The organism is Pseudomonas sp. PS02303 (assembly GCF_029959925.1).
Classification (GTDB): domain Bacteria; phylum Pseudomonadota; class Gammaproteobacteria; order Pseudomonadales; family Pseudomonadaceae; genus Aquipseudomonas; species Aquipseudomonas mandelii.
This window is the reverse complement of the sequence record NZ_JASCOM010000028.1, coordinates 1-15002: the sequence shown is the minus strand read 5'-3', so window position 1 is coordinate 15002 and position 15002 is coordinate 1. Positions and strand designations below refer to the sequence as shown.

Sequence of the window (15002 nt, the reverse complement as noted above, 5' to 3'; positions counted from 1 at the left end):
AAGAAAACCCCGCCAGGTCGGCAGGGTTTTCAATGTCCCGGTAAGGGCCGGGGCAGAGTGCACAGCACGTGCTCGGGGAGCGACTCAGGCGCAAATCGCAGATCATGGCGACTTTGTACCTGCCTTCGGAAAAACCGAAAAGCAGTGTTTAACGGTTGGGCCGAGTTCGACCGCAGTTCGACCACACTTCGACCACACTTCGACAAAACACCCAGACGAACGGTATCACCGGACTACACAGCGTGACGCAGCGGGGACGCTCGCGTGAGGTTCTTCTCAACTGATCCACCTTCCCGGACATAGCCCCGGGTAGTGCCGGCCCGCGCCGTTAGAATCGAAAGCACGCGTAAATGAAGACGTTCTACCCAGTTGCGATAAGTCCGGTCAGCCCCTTCGGCGATACCCAGAATTCGCATCTGCTCTCTGACAGGACTCGCCGGAACATGCAGGTACCGAAGTTCAGCCAATTTAGCCAGTCCCTGGCCGCGAACCTTATCCCGCATCAACTCAGCAACAGCAGCTCCGATCTCATTGCCGATGTAGTCCATGCCGGTGGTGGCTCCCATCAACTCTCGCGAACCTGGTGTACCGCGTGGCGCGCAACCACCCCACTCCATGATCGCCCCCATCTGACTGCCCATCCCCCCACCCAGGCCTAGCCGGTGCTGCTGTTCGCCCCAGTGCACCATCAACGCTTCAATTTCCTCAATCATCGCCCCTCCCCCCGAAAAACCGAACCCAACACAGAAAAACCACAACCAAACACAAACCCAACACAACTAAATCCCTTTAAAATCAATATCTTTAACAATGTTGAGTTGAGTGTGTTGGGTTTGTTGGGTTTATTGGTTCTCGCATAAGAAAAAATTCTTACCCTTGCTTTCGATTCAAATAACGTCATGCATGCGCGTGCGCGATACGAAACCCAACACACCCCGCACAACATCCGCAAACCCGCGTAATTCAAGGCCTGAAATTGTGTGGGGTCTCCAAAACCAACCCAACACACACCCGACACACCCAACACACTTTTAGGGATAGTCATGCGGCAACCGCCTTGATGTGGTCCCAGCTGTCTACATGCCAGCCCGCCAACTTCGCCTTGGCCCGCCAGTGTTCCACCTGCTTGCCCAGCTCGGCCGCCTTCAGTGATGGGGGTGGGGAAGCATCCGGATCAACAGGAAAGAAGAACGCGCCAAAGCGGCGGTTGTTGCCATCGGTCCAGGGAATGGCCCGGGTTTTATCCACCTCTGAGTTGATGAACAGCGAGAACTTCGTCTGACTCATCACGTGTTCTTTATTGCGCTGGCACCACTCAAGGAACAGCGAATACAGGTCGGTGGACAGACACGGCCCCCAGAGACCGTGGCCCAGCTCGCTGTATTTCCACAGGTGCAGGAATGTCTGCCAACCGGCCCGACTCAAGGCCACTAAGCGCTCACGAGCGTCCGTCGATGGCGGTCGCGTCCGTTGGTTGAAGTCGCCCAGATCGATCGACAACAACCAGCCGTACAGTGCCGCAACACCACCCTGCTCCAGCTCTCGTCCGATCGCCTTTTGCCGCTCGACTGGCAAGGTTTCCATGGGCCACATCACCAGCATTCGCCGATCACTCTCGCTGATGGGCCACGGGAGAATCTCGTTGCTCAGAAACACCGCGTTCATGTGGTTGGCTTCTTCCCAGCCATTTATGAACTTCGATTCCATCCGGACCGTTTTGCCGGTGATCAAGTGCTTGATCTTGCCTACCTGGTTGTACCGCTGATCGCGGCTGACGACCTCTTCGAACACTGACCACAATTTACGGCTTTGCCAGGCGTTGAAGTTGCTCTCCAGCTGCGTCTGGCCGACCGTCGCGGCGTATTGGCCGTAAAGCATGCCGAGCGCATCAGCAAACAGAAGACTCTTACCCGAGCCCTCCATGATCGAGTGCATCAGTACGGCGGTGTCCATCTTGGCCCCCAGGTGCTGCAGCGGATATGCCAGCCAGCGAATCAGCCAACCGGCAGCCGCTTCGTCGTGGTTGCACAAGAACGAAATCAGCCAACGCAGGTTGGCGCAGGCTTCGTCATCACGCACCGGTTCCAGCGGCAGACCATCAAAGGTATTGATGTACACCGCGGGATCCTTGGTCATCGTCGGGTCAAACACGATATGTTCGACGTCCACCGTGCGCCGCTCGCTGCTGTTCAACCACAGCGGATAGGTGTCACCCAACGCCATCTTCACTGCGCCTTCGGCAATGCGTCGTTTCTTCTCCCGGTCCCACACGTCCTTGGTGCCATCGATGTACACATAGCGATCGGTCGGTGGCATGCCCATGGCACCACCCTTTTTACCCGCCATACGCCGGGTCTGTTCGATGTCGCGGACGTGATCATCAGAGATCAACCGCTTGCCCATGTCATCCAGCCATGCTTTGGCCAGCGGCTTGCCAACCCGCGCTTCGAACGCGGACTTTTTCATCACTCGCGACTGATCGCAGTCCCACACGTGTGTGGTGCCCTCGACCAACGCGAAACGACGAAGCAAATGGTCAAGCGTCAATGCCTCCCCCGCCCCCCCGTCAGATGCAGGAGCAGCCTCGCTAGGCACGTCGGCATCAATAGGGCTCGGCACGCTCGAGTCAGCGGATGGGGTCGGGGGAAGATCACTCGGATCAGGTCGCGAGGAACGCTGCATACCCAACATACGCGCAGCGTCCTTCACCGCCTTCGACTGGTCACCGCCGTGCTCGAGCAAACAGAAAACCTCGAAGGCATCATTCTGATGTCCGTTGGCGAGCGGATCTGCGCCGTGGTGCGAATAGACTTTGCCGTCACTGATCGTCACCCCCGGCAGGCCGGTGCTGCTCTGCGGGTAAAGCCACTTGCTGCCACGCTTGATGTAGCCGTGCGCACGCAGAAGCTCTTCGACGTCGTGACAACGGTTGAATTCATCGATCACCGATGGCTGCTTACCCGCAGCGGGCACTATGCGTTTGGCGACCTTTGCCGTCGGCGCTGTTGCTTTGATTGCCCACGGGCACGCCGCTTCGGCATCGCGCTTGAATAGGTCCCAGTTTTGCCAGATGGCCAGCAGGTCGGTGGTCAGCGTCGGCAAACCGTCTGTAACGTTAGGCGGGGTTTTCCAGGTGTAAGGCTTACCGGTACCCGGATGAATCGAAGGAGGGAATACGTCCTGCACCAGGCCGGCACGCAATTCAAACACCGTGAAGCGCTTGAATGGATCGGCCTCCGCGCGTGCTGCGGCTTCCCCAACAACATCGCCCTGCTCTTTCGCGGCCTTGGCTTTGTCCATCAGGCCTTTGAAAATCGAACCGTCAGGGTCATTTTCATTCGGCCAAGAAAGAGAGTGCCGGGTCAGCTCAACGCCGTCCGGCAACTTGAACAACACCCGAAAGCGCAGCGGGTTACCGACAATGGTTGGGTAAACCACCGACATAGCATCCAGATCGACACCCAGCAGCTCATACAACACATGGCGCGTCCACTGAACATCGTCGACGTCCAACGAACAGACGCGACTCGGCCCAAGCACGACGCCGAGGTTATGGTTGGGGTTTCGCTGCCAGAATGCTTCAGCCGTGGCGGCATCAGTGATGTAACCGCCGGGCTTGTTCCAACCCATGCCCTTTGGAGCCTTTTCACCTGGCTCGATGGATACCAAGGCAAGGTCGAAGGTATTGATGTAACGCTTTGCCCATGTGGCGATGGCTGTTCCCTTTGCCAGTTCACTCATCGCCGAGCCTCCCGCAACTCCTGACAGGGGACGCAGGTTTCGCAACCTTCAATCTTCTGCTGTCGAAGCGACGGGATAGGATCGTCACAGTCCTCGCAAAATTGAGCGCTGACACGAGTCGAAGGCACACGGCGACTGCGGTGAAGTGCTACATCAAGCAGGTATTGCGCCTGGTCGTTGGCGCGATCGATATCGTCAGCCATTGTCCTGACCCTCCATCGCTTCCCGGGCACCAGCCATGATGCCTAGTACCGCACGGATCACATCAGCTCCGTGCTTCTCCAGCGCGAGGACCTCATGAAGCTCCCAGACGTTGTCCTTGGCAGCTTCATGCATGCTCGATACGAACTCTGCGGTCTCACCCAAAACATTACCAACCGCTTTGAGCGCTTCCGAGGTTGCGGGTACCGGCACTGGCTTGTACCAAACCACCCCGGCAGGGCGCATCAGCGCATCCAACAGCAATGGATTGGCCGTCAGCCGGACAACTTCTTCCAGCTCGTCCGGCGTCAGCCAGCGGCGCTCTTCGTCGAGTTTCAGTTTCTTCTGAAGCGCGTCGTTATCCATGACCATGTCGAAAGCCAGGGCTGTGATGCCGCCCCGATAATCACGCCCGGCGCGGTAAAGCGCATGACGCAGAGAAAGGACCGGACCAGCGTCCGGCAAAAGATCTGTGCGACTCATAACCGTAAATCCCCTGTTTACGGTGTGGCCGTAGAGTCAAACACGCTCTATTCTACGACCACGACCGATGTGCTGTGCGAATCGTGCTGTGCAGCACGGTTCATCGTTCCAGTCGGCCCAGGGGATTCTTATGGTGAGAGGTCCTGAGCCGACGCGCTGTGTAGCGACTTGCATGTTCCTTGTGTAGCTCGTTACTTCCGGCCTGGAGTTTCTTTGGTGAGAGGTTCAGGCCGGTGTTTCATGTGGCGGTATGGTATGTGCTGCGTATCGCCACCGCTGGGCCGGGGGATTCTTATGGTGAGAGGCCCCAGCTCAGCACCCTTTAAGCTCCTTTGGAGCCGCGCAAATAAGCCCAGTCGATATCTGCGCGAAGCTGTTCGCAAGTGACTGAACCCGCTGACTCTCGCTCGATGCCTACCGCTAAAGCAGCGCTGGCCCGACGATTACCGTAAGAGACCTGCTTCAACTGGCCTACTGACGTACCGCACCGGCTCGCAAATGCATCCAGCGACGCCCTATCAAGACTTTTTAAATACTCGTGCAAGGTCATAAGCACCTCCTTCTGAGCGCCGAGATTAGCAATTGCTAATGCATTGAGCAATAGCAAAACGTAATTTACTGTTTGCTAACGGAAAGCGATGATTGGCGAATGGATATAAAGAAAATGCGAATTCAAGTTTTGCGCGACTTGATGGGTGAAAGATCCCAGAAAGAGTTCGCTGAGCATTACAACCTCGACGCCTCATATCTCTCCCAGCTTCTCAACGGGCATAGATCGCTTGGCGAAAAAGCGGCGGCGAATCTTGAAGCAAAAATCGGCCTCGCTGAGGGAACCCTCACAGCGCCGTTTACCTCGATGCGCAACTCAACAACTGGAACGCCACCTTCGGAGAATCTGTCCGTCGATAGCAACGCCGAATACCTCGGCCCAATCGACGTCTGGGACGACGATACCCCCTTGGATGATGACGAGGTTTACGTGCCTTTCCTTAAGGAAGTTGAATTGTCCGCGGGAAGCGGCCGGACTGCGGTTCACCAGTCGCACAAACAAAAACTTCGATTTGGAAAGATGACGCTCAGGCGGCAAAACGTTCAAGCGAATGAGGCCGTATGCGTAACAGTTAACGGCAACAGCATGGAACCTGTACTGCCTCACGGCAGCACCGTCGGTGTTGATCAGGGCTGTACAACCATCACAGATGGAAAAATGTACGCGCTGAATCACGGCGGTCAGCTACGAGTGAAGACGCTCTACCGCTTACCTGGTGGGGGCTTACGAATGCGCAGCTACAATCGTGAAGAGCATCCCGACGAAGAGTACAGCGCGACCGAGCTCGTCAAAAACGAGATCATCGTAATCGGCAAAGTCTTCTGGTATTCCGTGTTGCTGTAGCCCCTCCTACATCGAAGAACCCGCCATGTGCGGGTTTTTTTTGCTCATCGCAAAACTAAATTAGCATCTGCTATTGCATGTTTATTTAGCTGTTGCTAATTTTGCACTCGTATCTACCTCTCACCAAGAGTACGAGCTATGCAAACCACACAGCAGAGCACCACCCGCTGCCAGGTGTATCTACACCCTGCAGCCTGCACCAGTCCAACAGCCGTTGAAGCTATCCAGCGGAACACTGGCCTGTTGGTCATCACCAATCCCAACAGCCGCGCAATGGCTGTCAGCCCTACTCGCCCTGTTGCCTCTGACGACTTCAGGCCTTGGGGAGGTGACGCCGCATGAGCCAACTTCTTATCGGCCTCGCGGGCCGCGCCAGAACAGGCAAGACCACCGCCGCCAATCACCTGGCGAATACCCATGGGCTCGTGGCTTACGCATTTGCTGACCCGCTTCGCGATGGCCTGATGCACATCTTCAATCTGAGCCCATGCGACTTTGACGATGAACGCAAAGAGCTGACGATCGACTGGCTTGGCCGCTCGCCTCGTGAGCTTATGCAATCCATGGGCACCGATTGGGGTCGCCACCAGGTGCACCCGGAACTCTGGCTGTTGTTGGCCGAACAGAACCTCGAGTTTCTGGGCCAGACCAACGACAACGCCCGCGGATTCGTGATCAGCGACCTGCGTTTCGAGAATGAAGCTGACTTCGTGCGCAAGCGGGGCGGGATAGTGGTCCACCTCTTCCGAGCAGACGCCGCCGAGGTCAACCCGCATATCAGCGAAACCGGTATCGGCATTCAGGACAACGATCTGGTCCTGCACAACGACGGCGCTATAGAAGACCTTACCGGGCAACTGGATGAGATCTTCGGAGCGCTGTGCGCACGCGCAAATAGCGCCGCAGCCTGAGGTCGAACGTCATGAATCGCACCCTGGACGCAACGGCAGCCTTGCTCGGCCTTAAACCTCGAACCTTCCGCAAGCAACTGCGTGAACTCGGCATCCTGACCCAAGCCGGCGAACTGGCGAGCCAGCACCGCGACCAGGGTTATTTGTTTGTCGACTCCCGTAGCCGCTGGAATCCGAACATCAACACCTTCAGTCATTACGCTGTCGTGATGGTCAAGGAAGCGGGCATTGCCTGGCTGGCAAAGCAACTCGGCATTGAGATCACCACCAAGCACAAGGACGCCGCAGCATGAATCAGAACGCTATTACATCAGCCATTGGCGCCTTGAAGCTGGTCCCAATGCACCTCAATTACCCAACCGTCATCAGCCGCGCCACCTTGATTGGTGCGTCGGCTGAGGCTGTCGCGTTGCTGGAGGGACTTCCACCAGTGAGCGCGGAACTGGCAGAAGTCTTTCGCTGCGTGGATGCCGTCATAGGCGAAGGGCAGATCGCCTATGTCACCCCCACCAAATGCCCCGAATACCCATACGGCGCTGTTGTCGCGGACAAAGCGGGGAATGTCTGCGCCGCTGCAAAGGGCAAAAGCAAAGAAGGTCTCGCCGAACTGATCCGCCTCAAGTTGCTGCCCCCAACGGAGGGGCTCGGGGAGGAAGTGGCGTGAGCGACACCCTTGACCACCTACGCGAAGAGTTTGCAACACCGTGCCCCACCTTGGCCGCAGTCCGAGAGCGTTACTTCTCTCACATCTCAAGCGACCGCTACCTACTACGGAAGATAAATGCAGGCCAGATTGCACTAAAGGTTACTCGCCTGGGAGGTCGGCAGGGCCGACCGGGAGTCTACCTGCACGACCTAGCCGACTACCTCGACTCGCAATCGAAGAGAGAGGCCGCCTGATTCAACGGTGGCCCCTGTCGTTCAGATGCAAACAACTAGCACTCAATGAGGCACAGCACATGAAACCTACAGACACAGCCGAATTCATCGGCGAACTCAACGCAGGCGTCTTCGCCAACCAGATCGGCCACGCCCTTTCCGAAGTGGCGTCGGGCGTGGTGGATAACGGCAAGGTTGGCTCAGTCACGCTGACCTTCACCCTGAAGCAGATTGCCAACAGCCACCAGGTCACCGTCAACCACAAGCTCGCTTACAAGGTGCCAACCAAACGCGGCAGCCGCAGCGAAGACACCACCCTCGACACACCGATGCACGTCAATGAGGGCGGATGCCTGACCTTGTTCGCCGAAGCTCCCCGCGCTGGCCAGCTGTTCAACCGAGACGACGCGCCGATTCACGCGAAGTCCTAAAGCGCTCTACTCCATACCTCTCACCAAAAGGACATTAATCCAATGGAAGCCAAAGCAATTCAGTTGATTCAAGACACCGCCGTTCTGGCCTATGCCAAGCCGCTGAGCACGTTCACCCCGGCGCTGGTATTGCCGTCTGACCAGAAGATCCACAGCATCGAGAAGTTCCAAGCCGCTCGCAGCCGTTTCCGCGGCACGCTTACCACTCACTCGTTGCTGGACTTCGGCAATTACGTGATGACGCAAAGTGCCGAGATTGTCGCATCTGGTTTTGTCGACGCGGAAGCAATGGCGTGCACCGTGATTTTCAACCTGGGCGACACCAAGGCACCGGGGCATGGCGACTTCACCGCGACCCTCAACTTGAGAAAAACCGCTGCCTTTCGGGCGCTGGAGCGGGCAGCCTCCATTCAGTTCGCGCAGAAAGACCTCAGCGACTGGATCGAGGATTGGGCATCGAATCTCCAAGCCCTCGCAGCCGATGACAGTCCCATCGATTTGCGCAAAGCCGCGAGCGCCATCCGCTCCATCAGCATCGAGCAAGCACGCAAAAGCGAACATATCGTCGGCGACATGAGCGCATCTCGTTCAGCGATGGACCAGATTGAGGCCAAGTCCTCGGAAGGTTTGCCTGCTGAATTCCTGTTCACCGTCGAGCCATATGAAGGGCTGAAGGTCCAGATCATCCGCCTGCGTGTAGCCGTTCTCACCGGCGGTGACAAGCCCATGCTGCGCCTGCGCTGGATTGGCGAGGAACAACTGCGCGAAGACTTGGCGCAAGAGTTCAAGGACGTCGTGCAACAAGAAGTCGGAGGCGGCGCGAACTTGACCATCGGCAGTTTCAACCTGGGCTAACCACCACTGCAACAACCCGTCGCCGGCCTCTCACCAAGCATCCCGGCGGCGGGCTCTACTGAGGTTCACAGCACATGCAAACCCAACACCTGATTATCATTGCAGCCTGCTCAATCATCGGCCTATTGCTGATGGCCTACTTCATCCGCCGAGCAATCGTGCGGACCTTTGCAAGGATGGCCGCGATCCATACCGCCGAGCTCAATTTAAGGCGTGAGCATATTGCTGAACTGAGCTCCCACATAGCCAAACTCATTCGAGATCGGAAGGACACAAAGGCCCGCCGTCGACAGGAAATCAAAAACCTGAAAGATGCCTATCTCTCGACCCGAACCCTAATGCAGGACCCAGACGCCCCAATCTTCGGAAAGGCCGACCATCAACTTCTGATGCAAGTCCATGTGATGCTTTTGCTAGCAAAACAGACCTGGCACGCGATGCCGGGAACCGAGCCGATCAAACTGAAGGCTGAAACGCAGGCCCAAAAAGTCCTCGAGCTGGCCGATCGCATCAGCAACGCCCTTCAGCAAGGCGTGCCTGCATGAAAGAGCGCCCGATTCTATTCAGCGCGCCGATGGTGCGGGCCAACCTTACAGACAAGAACCCATTTGTTTGGGCCGTCGAGTTCAAGCAGGTGGAGCCATGACAGCCCTTCGCCGAACTGTTCGATTACGTCGCGGCCAGATGCCACCTCTCGACCTGAATACCATTTGCGACAAATGCAACAAGTCGCGGGCACATGGAAACCACCAAAAATGCAGCAAACAGCGTCAGGCCGAAGGCGTCGCACGGCGCGCAGGAGAGCAACACCAATGAAAACTCCAAGTTTCCAACTTGCTGACGGAATTTTCCCAAATAAGGGAGCTTTCATCGCCGTCTCAGTACCGCCTGCGTGGCTTACACAAAAAGCATTTGAAAATCATCGTGATCTCGAGCCCATATTTTACATCGACCTTCACGACCTTATACAAAAGCGCATAGTTGATGGGCGAAGCCCTCTACATCATCCAAACGCCTCCCAAGCAAAATCCAATATCGCGCTGCTCAGAAATTACGCTGACCTGCTCGAGAAAACCTTCGTTGTTTCAGCGGACGCCGTTGACGAGGATGAGGATGGTGAAGAAGTATTGATAAACAGCGAAAAACCAGATGCGCGAATTTATCTAACCCGCGCGGAAACAGGCAACCTCACCGGCAAGTGGGATTTACTGCCGTGCAGCAAAGGCCACACTGATCTAAGCGCTCAAAACTCAGTCGTCCGCTGCGAAGTGTGTAACGAACAAGTCACCGGAGGGTGGACCAAGGAGGCGATATTTTTTTGGAATCTTGAGCGCGCCAGTGACCAACACACCAACCTCCCAATAAGATGGTGGTGACCTCATGAGTACCCTTGATCGATATTTAAAGGAAGCCGAGGTACTGTCCGTAACTTCACTCTCACACGCCACGCTATGGCGCGAAGTGAAAGCAAAAAGGTTTCCTGCTCAGGTTCGTATTTCACCAGGAAGGGTTGGCTGGAGAGCATCAGAAATCGCATCCTGGCAAGCAGACCCCGCGCTTTGGCAAGTGAAATTCGCAGCTTAAATCCAGCGAAATTGGACAAAGCAATGCGAAGGCGCTAAATATGGCTTTCGCTTTTTTTCGTGGCCAGACATATTCATGACAAGCAATATTGCAGACGAGCATCCCGAACCCGTATCACAAACTTTTGCTGAATTCTTGGAAAGCTCCCCGCCGAACCAGCCGGTGCAAATAACAGACTTAACTGAGCTGAAATGGAATGGCGCGAACCAGCGTAGGTACTTAAAGACTCCTGAAATTCAGATTCATTGTTCAGAAGAGTCCTGCAATGGCGTCAGATTCCATCGCTGTATGGATGGCCAATATACGTTGACCGAAGGTGGAAAACCAATTAATTGCTTTCTTACCTATCTGTGCTCTAACTGCCAAAACCATACTAAAATTTTTTCAATTAGGGCATATAGAGAAGATGGGGGATTCAATGGGCCAATGATCAAGTTTGGGGAAAACCCCGTATTTGGCCCTCCCATTCCCGCGAGGCTACTCAAGTTAATCGGACCTGATAGGGATACTTTCTTAAAAGGCAGACGTTGTGAAAACCAAGGCTTAGGAGTAGGCGCGTTTGTTTACTACAGGCGAGTAGTCGAACAACAAAAAATCAGGATTTTCAAAGAAATTGTTAAGGTGTCCGAAAAAATTGGCGCTCCCAAAGAAAAGCTGACGATCCTAAATGCCGCGATGGTGGAGGGTCAGTTCACAAAAGCGCTGGACATGGCAAAAGATGCAATGCCAGAAAGCTTGCTAATTAATGGACACAGCCCACTTAAGCTTTTATATAAAGCCTTAAGTGAAGGCATTCATAATCTAACTGACGAGCAATGCTTAGGCTTGGCGTCCAGCGTACGAGTAGTACTAGGCGAACTATCCGACCGCTTAGCACAGGCTCTTAAGGACGAGGCTGAAATCACCAACGCCCTTGCCCGCCTGCTCACTCCTACTAAACAGTAGCGAAGAAATACCCTGTATTATTCCTGTATGATCTTCGCCTCATGTTCGAGCCAGGCAGCCCAAACTTCTAGAGCTGCCTGCTTTTCCTTGAAATAGTCATAGCGATCATAGTGCTTGGACGACACATCAGAAAACGCATGCCCCTGGATCCGGTCCCGGATTTCTTTGCTGATCCCCGCCACACCCATCAAGGTTTTGCACGTCCTCCGAATATCCCTCAGCGTGAAAGGACCGGCGAACTCTTCCTTATGCCTTGAGTAAAGCTTGGTGACCGCGCGCGACAACGAATTGGTATGTATTGATTCGGTGAGATCCTTGCCGGAGAACGGGTATGGATCTTTGGCGGTTATCATCGACAATCGCTCCAGACATCCCAACGCCAGCTCGTTAAGCGGCACGGCGTGCGCAGTCCGCTCCCCCGCCTTGCCCTTCGCATCCCGGATCAAGACATGGTCCTTGTGATACATGCTCCGATCCGAGTTCAGTAACTGGGTAGGCCGCTGGCCACCCGTAGCGATAAGGAACTTGATCAGCTCAGACGTCACGATACTGAGTTCTTCCGGCAGCAGGTTCCACAACGTACCCAGCTCCTTGGCGGATAGAGCACGCTCACCAGGTTTCTCCCAGTCTTTCTGAACAGGGACGCCCGTCACGGGGTTATGTTTCAACCCGAACTGAATCCCGTCTTTCAGATACTCCCGAGGGTTGTTTTCTTGGTTAAGCCCGTGCTGAAACGCCGCATGCAGCCGGGCTCTAACACGGTTCGTAAACGTGGTCACACCGGCCTGGATCATCTTCGACAGAATGTCCTTGATGTGGCCAGGCTCGATCAGGGTGGCCGGCAGCTTCGCAATCTCTGGATGCGGCTCAGTGACGTATTTCTTGAATGACCACTTCACGTCATCGTGCGATGCCGCGCCTTCGGCCTTGAGTTTTGAAACGTAGGAATCGAGGAGCAGCGAGAGTGAACCACCAGACGCATCGGTTTCGCCGGCCTCACTGCAAAGGAGCCGCGCGTCGGACAATGTCATGTCCGGCCAATTGCCTAGCTTTTTGCGGCGGATCTTCTGCTGGATATAGCGAACATAATAAAGCTCTTTGACGCCGGTGGTTTTAACCTTGACCACCAGCACACCGCTGCCGCGAGAACCTCGCTGATCGGATCGTGTGTAGTCGGTCTCGCCGGGTTTCATTGATCGTATTTGTTTGTCTGTTAGCATCAGGTAAGGTGTCTGTTAGAGGTGTCTGTTAGCCGGAATTAACAGCAGATTACCTGATACGCAGTGAGACGAGAAATGTGGTTTTAACACACTGATTTATAACGATTTTTATCACTATAAGAGACGGATAAAAATTTACTGATATTCCACGCTATTCAGCTTCCCAAGCTGATAACGAGGGTTCGATTCCCTTCACCCGCTCCAATCGAATTTTTGTCTCACGTTGTTTTTTGACGGGGGATGCAGGTAATGACAAAACCGGCCTTGATGGCCGGTTTTTTTGTGTCTGGGGTTTTGTGTTTCAAGGCGGAATTTAGCGTTTTCGCGCAAAAGTGATGTTTTGTTAGCGTTTTTCTTGCCTCATTAACAGATTTCATCATTGCAAGTCGGTTTCAAACCCCTTGCGAACCATTGCGGCATGGCACAGTGACGTTGCATCTCTCTTGAGCGAAGACTACTATCTCCCAAAACGGGAGGATGTGCGGTGCGTGTGATTGCAAAAGGGACCTTGCGGGAATTCTGGGAAAGCAGTCCGGCTTACACTGACGCCGAAACACCGCTTGTTGAATGGTATCGACATATGGAAAAAGCCATTTATCGCACGCCACAAGAGGTCAAGGCGGAGCTGAGAACGGCGAGCATCCTCAAGGGCGGCAGGGTTGTATTCAACATCGGCGGCAACAAATATCGAGTGATTCTGGCAATCGACTATCTGCGACAGCTTGGTTTCATACGATTCGTCGGCACCCACGCCCAATATGATCAGATCAACGCGGAGACCGTGTAATGGACATTAAACCGATTCGCAGCCAGGAAGATCTGACCGCTGCATTTACTCGTATAGAGCAACTGTGGGGGGCAGACATTGGTTCGCCTGAAGGTGATGAGCTGGAAATTCTGGCGCTGCTCATCGAAAAGTACGAAGACGAGCATTACCCAATGCCGCCCTCCGATCCGATTGAGGCCATTAAATTTCGTATGGAACAGCAAGGGCTGACCCCTCGCGACCTGGAACCCTTCATTGGGACGAGCGGGCGCGTATCCGAAGTGCTGAACCGCAAGCGCAAACTGAGCTTGTCGATGATCAAACGTCTACACGACGGGTTGCGGATACCTTACGAAAGTTTGCTTGCGGGTGTTGCCTGACGTGCAGCCCTGACAAAAAACCGGTCCTTGATAGCCGGTTTTTTTCTGGGTGGGATTCAGGTGATTTTTCCTGCTGAGGATGTGGCAGAAATCTGCGTACAGGCGTAAATCATTGCCAGGACGGGACAGACTGCGCCAGTGCTCCTAGTCTTTCCGCTCTACCATCTGCTTTATTTTTGCGGCCTTTTCAAAATGGTCGAGTTTGTGCTCAGCGATCCACCATTGGGCGGCTTCCATTAAAAGCACGGGATCATCATTTTTGTTTGCAAAGAAAGCGTAGAACGAGAGTCCGACAGTCGGCCCCTTCTGCTCCATTTTCTTGTTGCAGACCTCGATCATCTTTTGCCTCAAGCTTTCTCGCATCATTTCTCTCAATCCATTAATGGTCTCGGTAGCGGCCAAATTCAGTACCGATTGCCCATCTGCCGGGGCTTCGAGCGAAGCCGACTTTCAAAAAGGCAAGGTCCTACACGACGGTGGGAATTGTCCGTAGACTTGCGCATTGCAGTGTTTTTGTCACGAGGCCTATAGTCCGAGCGCGTCCAAAAGACGTATCGGGTTTGGCGACTCGATGACAACGATTCAGATTCACTCCGAGCTTATCGGAGTTTTTTCTGACTGCACTTTGCTGCGCTTTTTTTGGTAGCTGTGCGTGGGAGACCTTCGGGTCTGCCGGTTTCACCGTTGTCCGGTTCGCCAACCTGCGTACAGCTGCCACCCTATTGTTTGGCGACGATCGAGTGGTAGGTGTTTCACCTACTAACGGTAATCACTCATGAACGAATATATGGCTTTAACCAGCAACGCCGACGACCTTCCCTCGCTCTACGTCAACACCACCCAACCGCTGCATTCACTGCTCAGCACCGCCAGTTACAGAATCCGAGCCGTGACGCAGCTTCTTGAAAACCTCGCGATGCGAGGCGACATCACGTCTGACGCGGTGATCCTCAGCGACTTTGCGTTGCTGTGCTGCGTGCCCTTGCGCGACGGTTGCGATGTGCTGGACGTGATCGCTCGACGTATGGATGCGGAATAGTTCTGACGTTGGAGCGGGCGCCTATCGAGGCGCCCTTTGCGAGTCATGACCGGCTGTCATTGGTCACCAAGAGATCGCACGAGCGCTCTATCACTGTGGCGAGGGAGCTTGCTCCCGCCGGGTCGCGAAGCGGCCCCCAAAAAGGGACTGCTGCGCAGTCCGACGGGAGCAAGC

The 15002-nt window shown here is 54.9% G+C and carries 22 protein-coding genes; 14 read left to right on the top strand and 8 right to left on the bottom strand.

The window, feature by feature from the left end; all coding sequences use genetic code 11:
* Positions 1–233: 233 nt before the first annotated feature.
* The 6 genes from QMX98_RS10065 to QMX98_RS10040 form a co-directional block, all read right to left on the bottom strand.
* Positions 234–713: a hypothetical protein gene (locus QMX98_RS10065; protein WP_282410680.1), complete on the bottom strand. Its 480-nt coding sequence runs from the start codon at positions 711–713 to the stop codon at positions 234–236.
* A complete protein-coding gene (locus QMX98_RS10060; RefSeq protein ID WP_282410679.1) occupies positions 710–1045 on the bottom strand; it encodes a hypothetical protein in 336 nt (111 codons plus the stop codon). Before QMX98_RS10060 ends, QMX98_RS10065 begins: the two co-directional genes overlap by 4 nt.
* The gene (locus QMX98_RS10055; RefSeq protein WP_282410678.1) at positions 1042–3741 is read right to left on the bottom strand and encodes a DUF5906 domain-containing protein; all 2700 of its coding nucleotides are present in this window, start codon (positions 3739–3741) and stop codon (positions 1042–1044) included. The genes QMX98_RS10060 and QMX98_RS10055 overlap by 4 nt, the downstream gene beginning before the upstream one ends.
* Positions 3738–3944 carry a TraR/DksA C4-type zinc finger protein gene (locus QMX98_RS10050; RefSeq protein WP_282410677.1) on the bottom strand — a complete coding sequence of 69 codons (207 nt, stop codon included), beginning with the start codon at positions 3942–3944 and terminating at the stop codon, positions 3738–3740. The genes QMX98_RS10055 and QMX98_RS10050 overlap by 4 nt, the downstream gene beginning before the upstream one ends.
* On the bottom strand, positions 3937–4425 hold the full coding sequence (locus QMX98_RS10045) for a phage regulatory CII family protein (protein ID WP_095128716.1): 489 nt from the start codon (positions 4423–4425) through the stop codon (positions 3937–3939). Before QMX98_RS10045 ends, QMX98_RS10050 begins: the two co-directional genes overlap by 8 nt.
* 322 nt (positions 4426–4747) lie before the next feature.
* On the bottom strand, positions 4748–4975 hold the full coding sequence (locus QMX98_RS10040) for a YdaS family helix-turn-helix protein (RefSeq protein WP_282410676.1): 228 nt from the start codon (positions 4973–4975) through the stop codon (positions 4748–4750).
* A gap of 99 nt (positions 4976–5074) precedes the next feature.
* On the opposite strand from QMX98_RS10040, the gene QMX98_RS10035 reads away from it, so the two are divergent.
* From QMX98_RS10035 to QMX98_RS09985, 11 genes are all read left to right on the top strand, one after another.
* Positions 5075–5818: a helix-turn-helix transcriptional regulator gene (locus QMX98_RS10035; RefSeq protein ID WP_282410675.1), complete on the top strand. Its 744-nt coding sequence runs from the start codon at positions 5075–5077 to the stop codon at positions 5816–5818.
* A gap of 338 nt (positions 5819–6156) precedes the next feature.
* Positions 6157–6729, top strand: a complete 573-nt coding sequence (locus QMX98_RS10030) for a deoxynucleotide monophosphate kinase (RefSeq protein WP_282410674.1) — start codon at positions 6157–6159, stop codon at positions 6727–6729.
* An 11-nt stretch (positions 6730–6740) separates the two neighbouring features.
* Positions 6741–7022 carry a hypothetical protein gene (locus QMX98_RS10025; protein ID WP_282410673.1) on the top strand — a complete coding sequence of 94 codons (282 nt, stop codon included), beginning with the start codon at positions 6741–6743 and terminating at the stop codon, positions 7020–7022.
* Complete coding sequence (locus QMX98_RS10020; protein WP_282410672.1) at positions 7019–7393, top strand: hypothetical protein; 375 nt, start codon at positions 7019–7021, stop codon at positions 7391–7393. The genes QMX98_RS10025 and QMX98_RS10020 overlap by 4 nt, the downstream gene beginning before the upstream one ends.
* Complete coding sequence (locus QMX98_RS10015; RefSeq protein ID WP_282410671.1) at positions 7390–7629, top strand: pyocin activator PrtN family protein; 240 nt, start codon at positions 7390–7392, stop codon at positions 7627–7629. The genes QMX98_RS10020 and QMX98_RS10015 overlap by 4 nt, the downstream gene beginning before the upstream one ends.
* A gap of 59 nt (positions 7630–7688) precedes the next feature.
* Positions 7689–8039: a hypothetical protein gene (locus tag QMX98_RS10010; RefSeq protein ID WP_095128723.1), complete on the top strand. Its 351-nt coding sequence runs from the start codon at positions 7689–7691 to the stop codon at positions 8037–8039.
* A 42-nt stretch (positions 8040–8081) separates the two neighbouring features.
* Positions 8082–8894 (top strand): DUF2303 family protein, encoded by an 813-nt coding sequence (locus QMX98_RS10005; RefSeq protein WP_282410670.1) that lies wholly within the window; start codon positions 8082–8084, stop codon positions 8892–8894.
* Positions 8895–8968: 74 nt separating this feature from the next.
* The gene (locus QMX98_RS10000; RefSeq protein WP_282410669.1) at positions 8969–9439 is read left to right on the top strand and encodes a hypothetical protein; all 471 of its coding nucleotides are present in this window, start codon (positions 8969–8971) and stop codon (positions 9437–9439) included.
* A 267-nt stretch (positions 9440–9706) separates the two neighbouring features.
* Positions 9707–10270, top strand: a complete 564-nt coding sequence (locus QMX98_RS09995; RefSeq protein WP_282410668.1) for a hypothetical protein — start codon at positions 9707–9709, stop codon at positions 10268–10270.
* Between the two features lie 4 nt (positions 10271–10274).
* Positions 10275–10478 (top strand): AlpA family phage regulatory protein, encoded by a 204-nt coding sequence (locus QMX98_RS09990; RefSeq protein WP_282410667.1) that lies wholly within the window; start codon positions 10275–10277, stop codon positions 10476–10478.
* A 75-nt stretch (positions 10479–10553) separates the two neighbouring features.
* Positions 10554–11423, top strand: a complete 870-nt coding sequence (locus QMX98_RS09985; protein WP_282410666.1) for a hypothetical protein — start codon at positions 10554–10556, stop codon at positions 11421–11423.
* 17 nt (positions 11424–11440) lie between these two features.
* Here QMX98_RS09985 and QMX98_RS09980 read toward each other — a convergent pair whose 3' ends face one another.
* The gene (locus tag QMX98_RS09980; RefSeq protein WP_282410665.1) at positions 11441–12643 is read right to left on the bottom strand and encodes an integrase family protein; all 1203 of its coding nucleotides are present in this window, start codon (positions 12641–12643) and stop codon (positions 11441–11443) included.
* 484 nt (positions 12644–13127) lie between these two features.
* On the opposite strand from QMX98_RS09980, the gene QMX98_RS09975 reads away from it, so the two are divergent.
* Both QMX98_RS09975 and QMX98_RS09970 read left to right on the top strand, forming a co-directional pair.
* Entirely contained in the window at positions 13128–13430 is a 303-nt protein-coding gene (locus QMX98_RS09975; protein ID WP_169856199.1) for a type II toxin-antitoxin system HigB family toxin, read from the top strand.
* Positions 13430–13789: a transcriptional regulator gene (locus QMX98_RS09970; RefSeq protein ID WP_077749600.1), complete on the top strand. Its 360-nt coding sequence runs from the start codon at positions 13430–13432 to the stop codon at positions 13787–13789. The genes QMX98_RS09975 and QMX98_RS09970 overlap by 1 nt, the downstream gene beginning before the upstream one ends.
* Positions 13790–13933: 144 nt before the next feature.
* On the opposite strand, the gene QMX98_RS09965 is transcribed toward QMX98_RS09970, so the two are convergent.
* The gene (locus tag QMX98_RS09965; protein WP_229801735.1) at positions 13934–14155 is read right to left on the bottom strand and encodes a DUF6500 family protein; all 222 of its coding nucleotides are present in this window, start codon (positions 14153–14155) and stop codon (positions 13934–13936) included.
* 409 nt (positions 14156–14564) lie between these two features.
* Here QMX98_RS09965 and QMX98_RS09960 point away from each other — a divergent pair, with 409 nt between their 5' ends.
* The gene (locus QMX98_RS09960; RefSeq protein ID WP_010462435.1) at positions 14565–14828 is read left to right on the top strand and encodes a hypothetical protein; all 264 of its coding nucleotides are present in this window, start codon (positions 14565–14567) and stop codon (positions 14826–14828) included.
* Positions 14829–15002 lie beyond the last annotated feature (174 nt).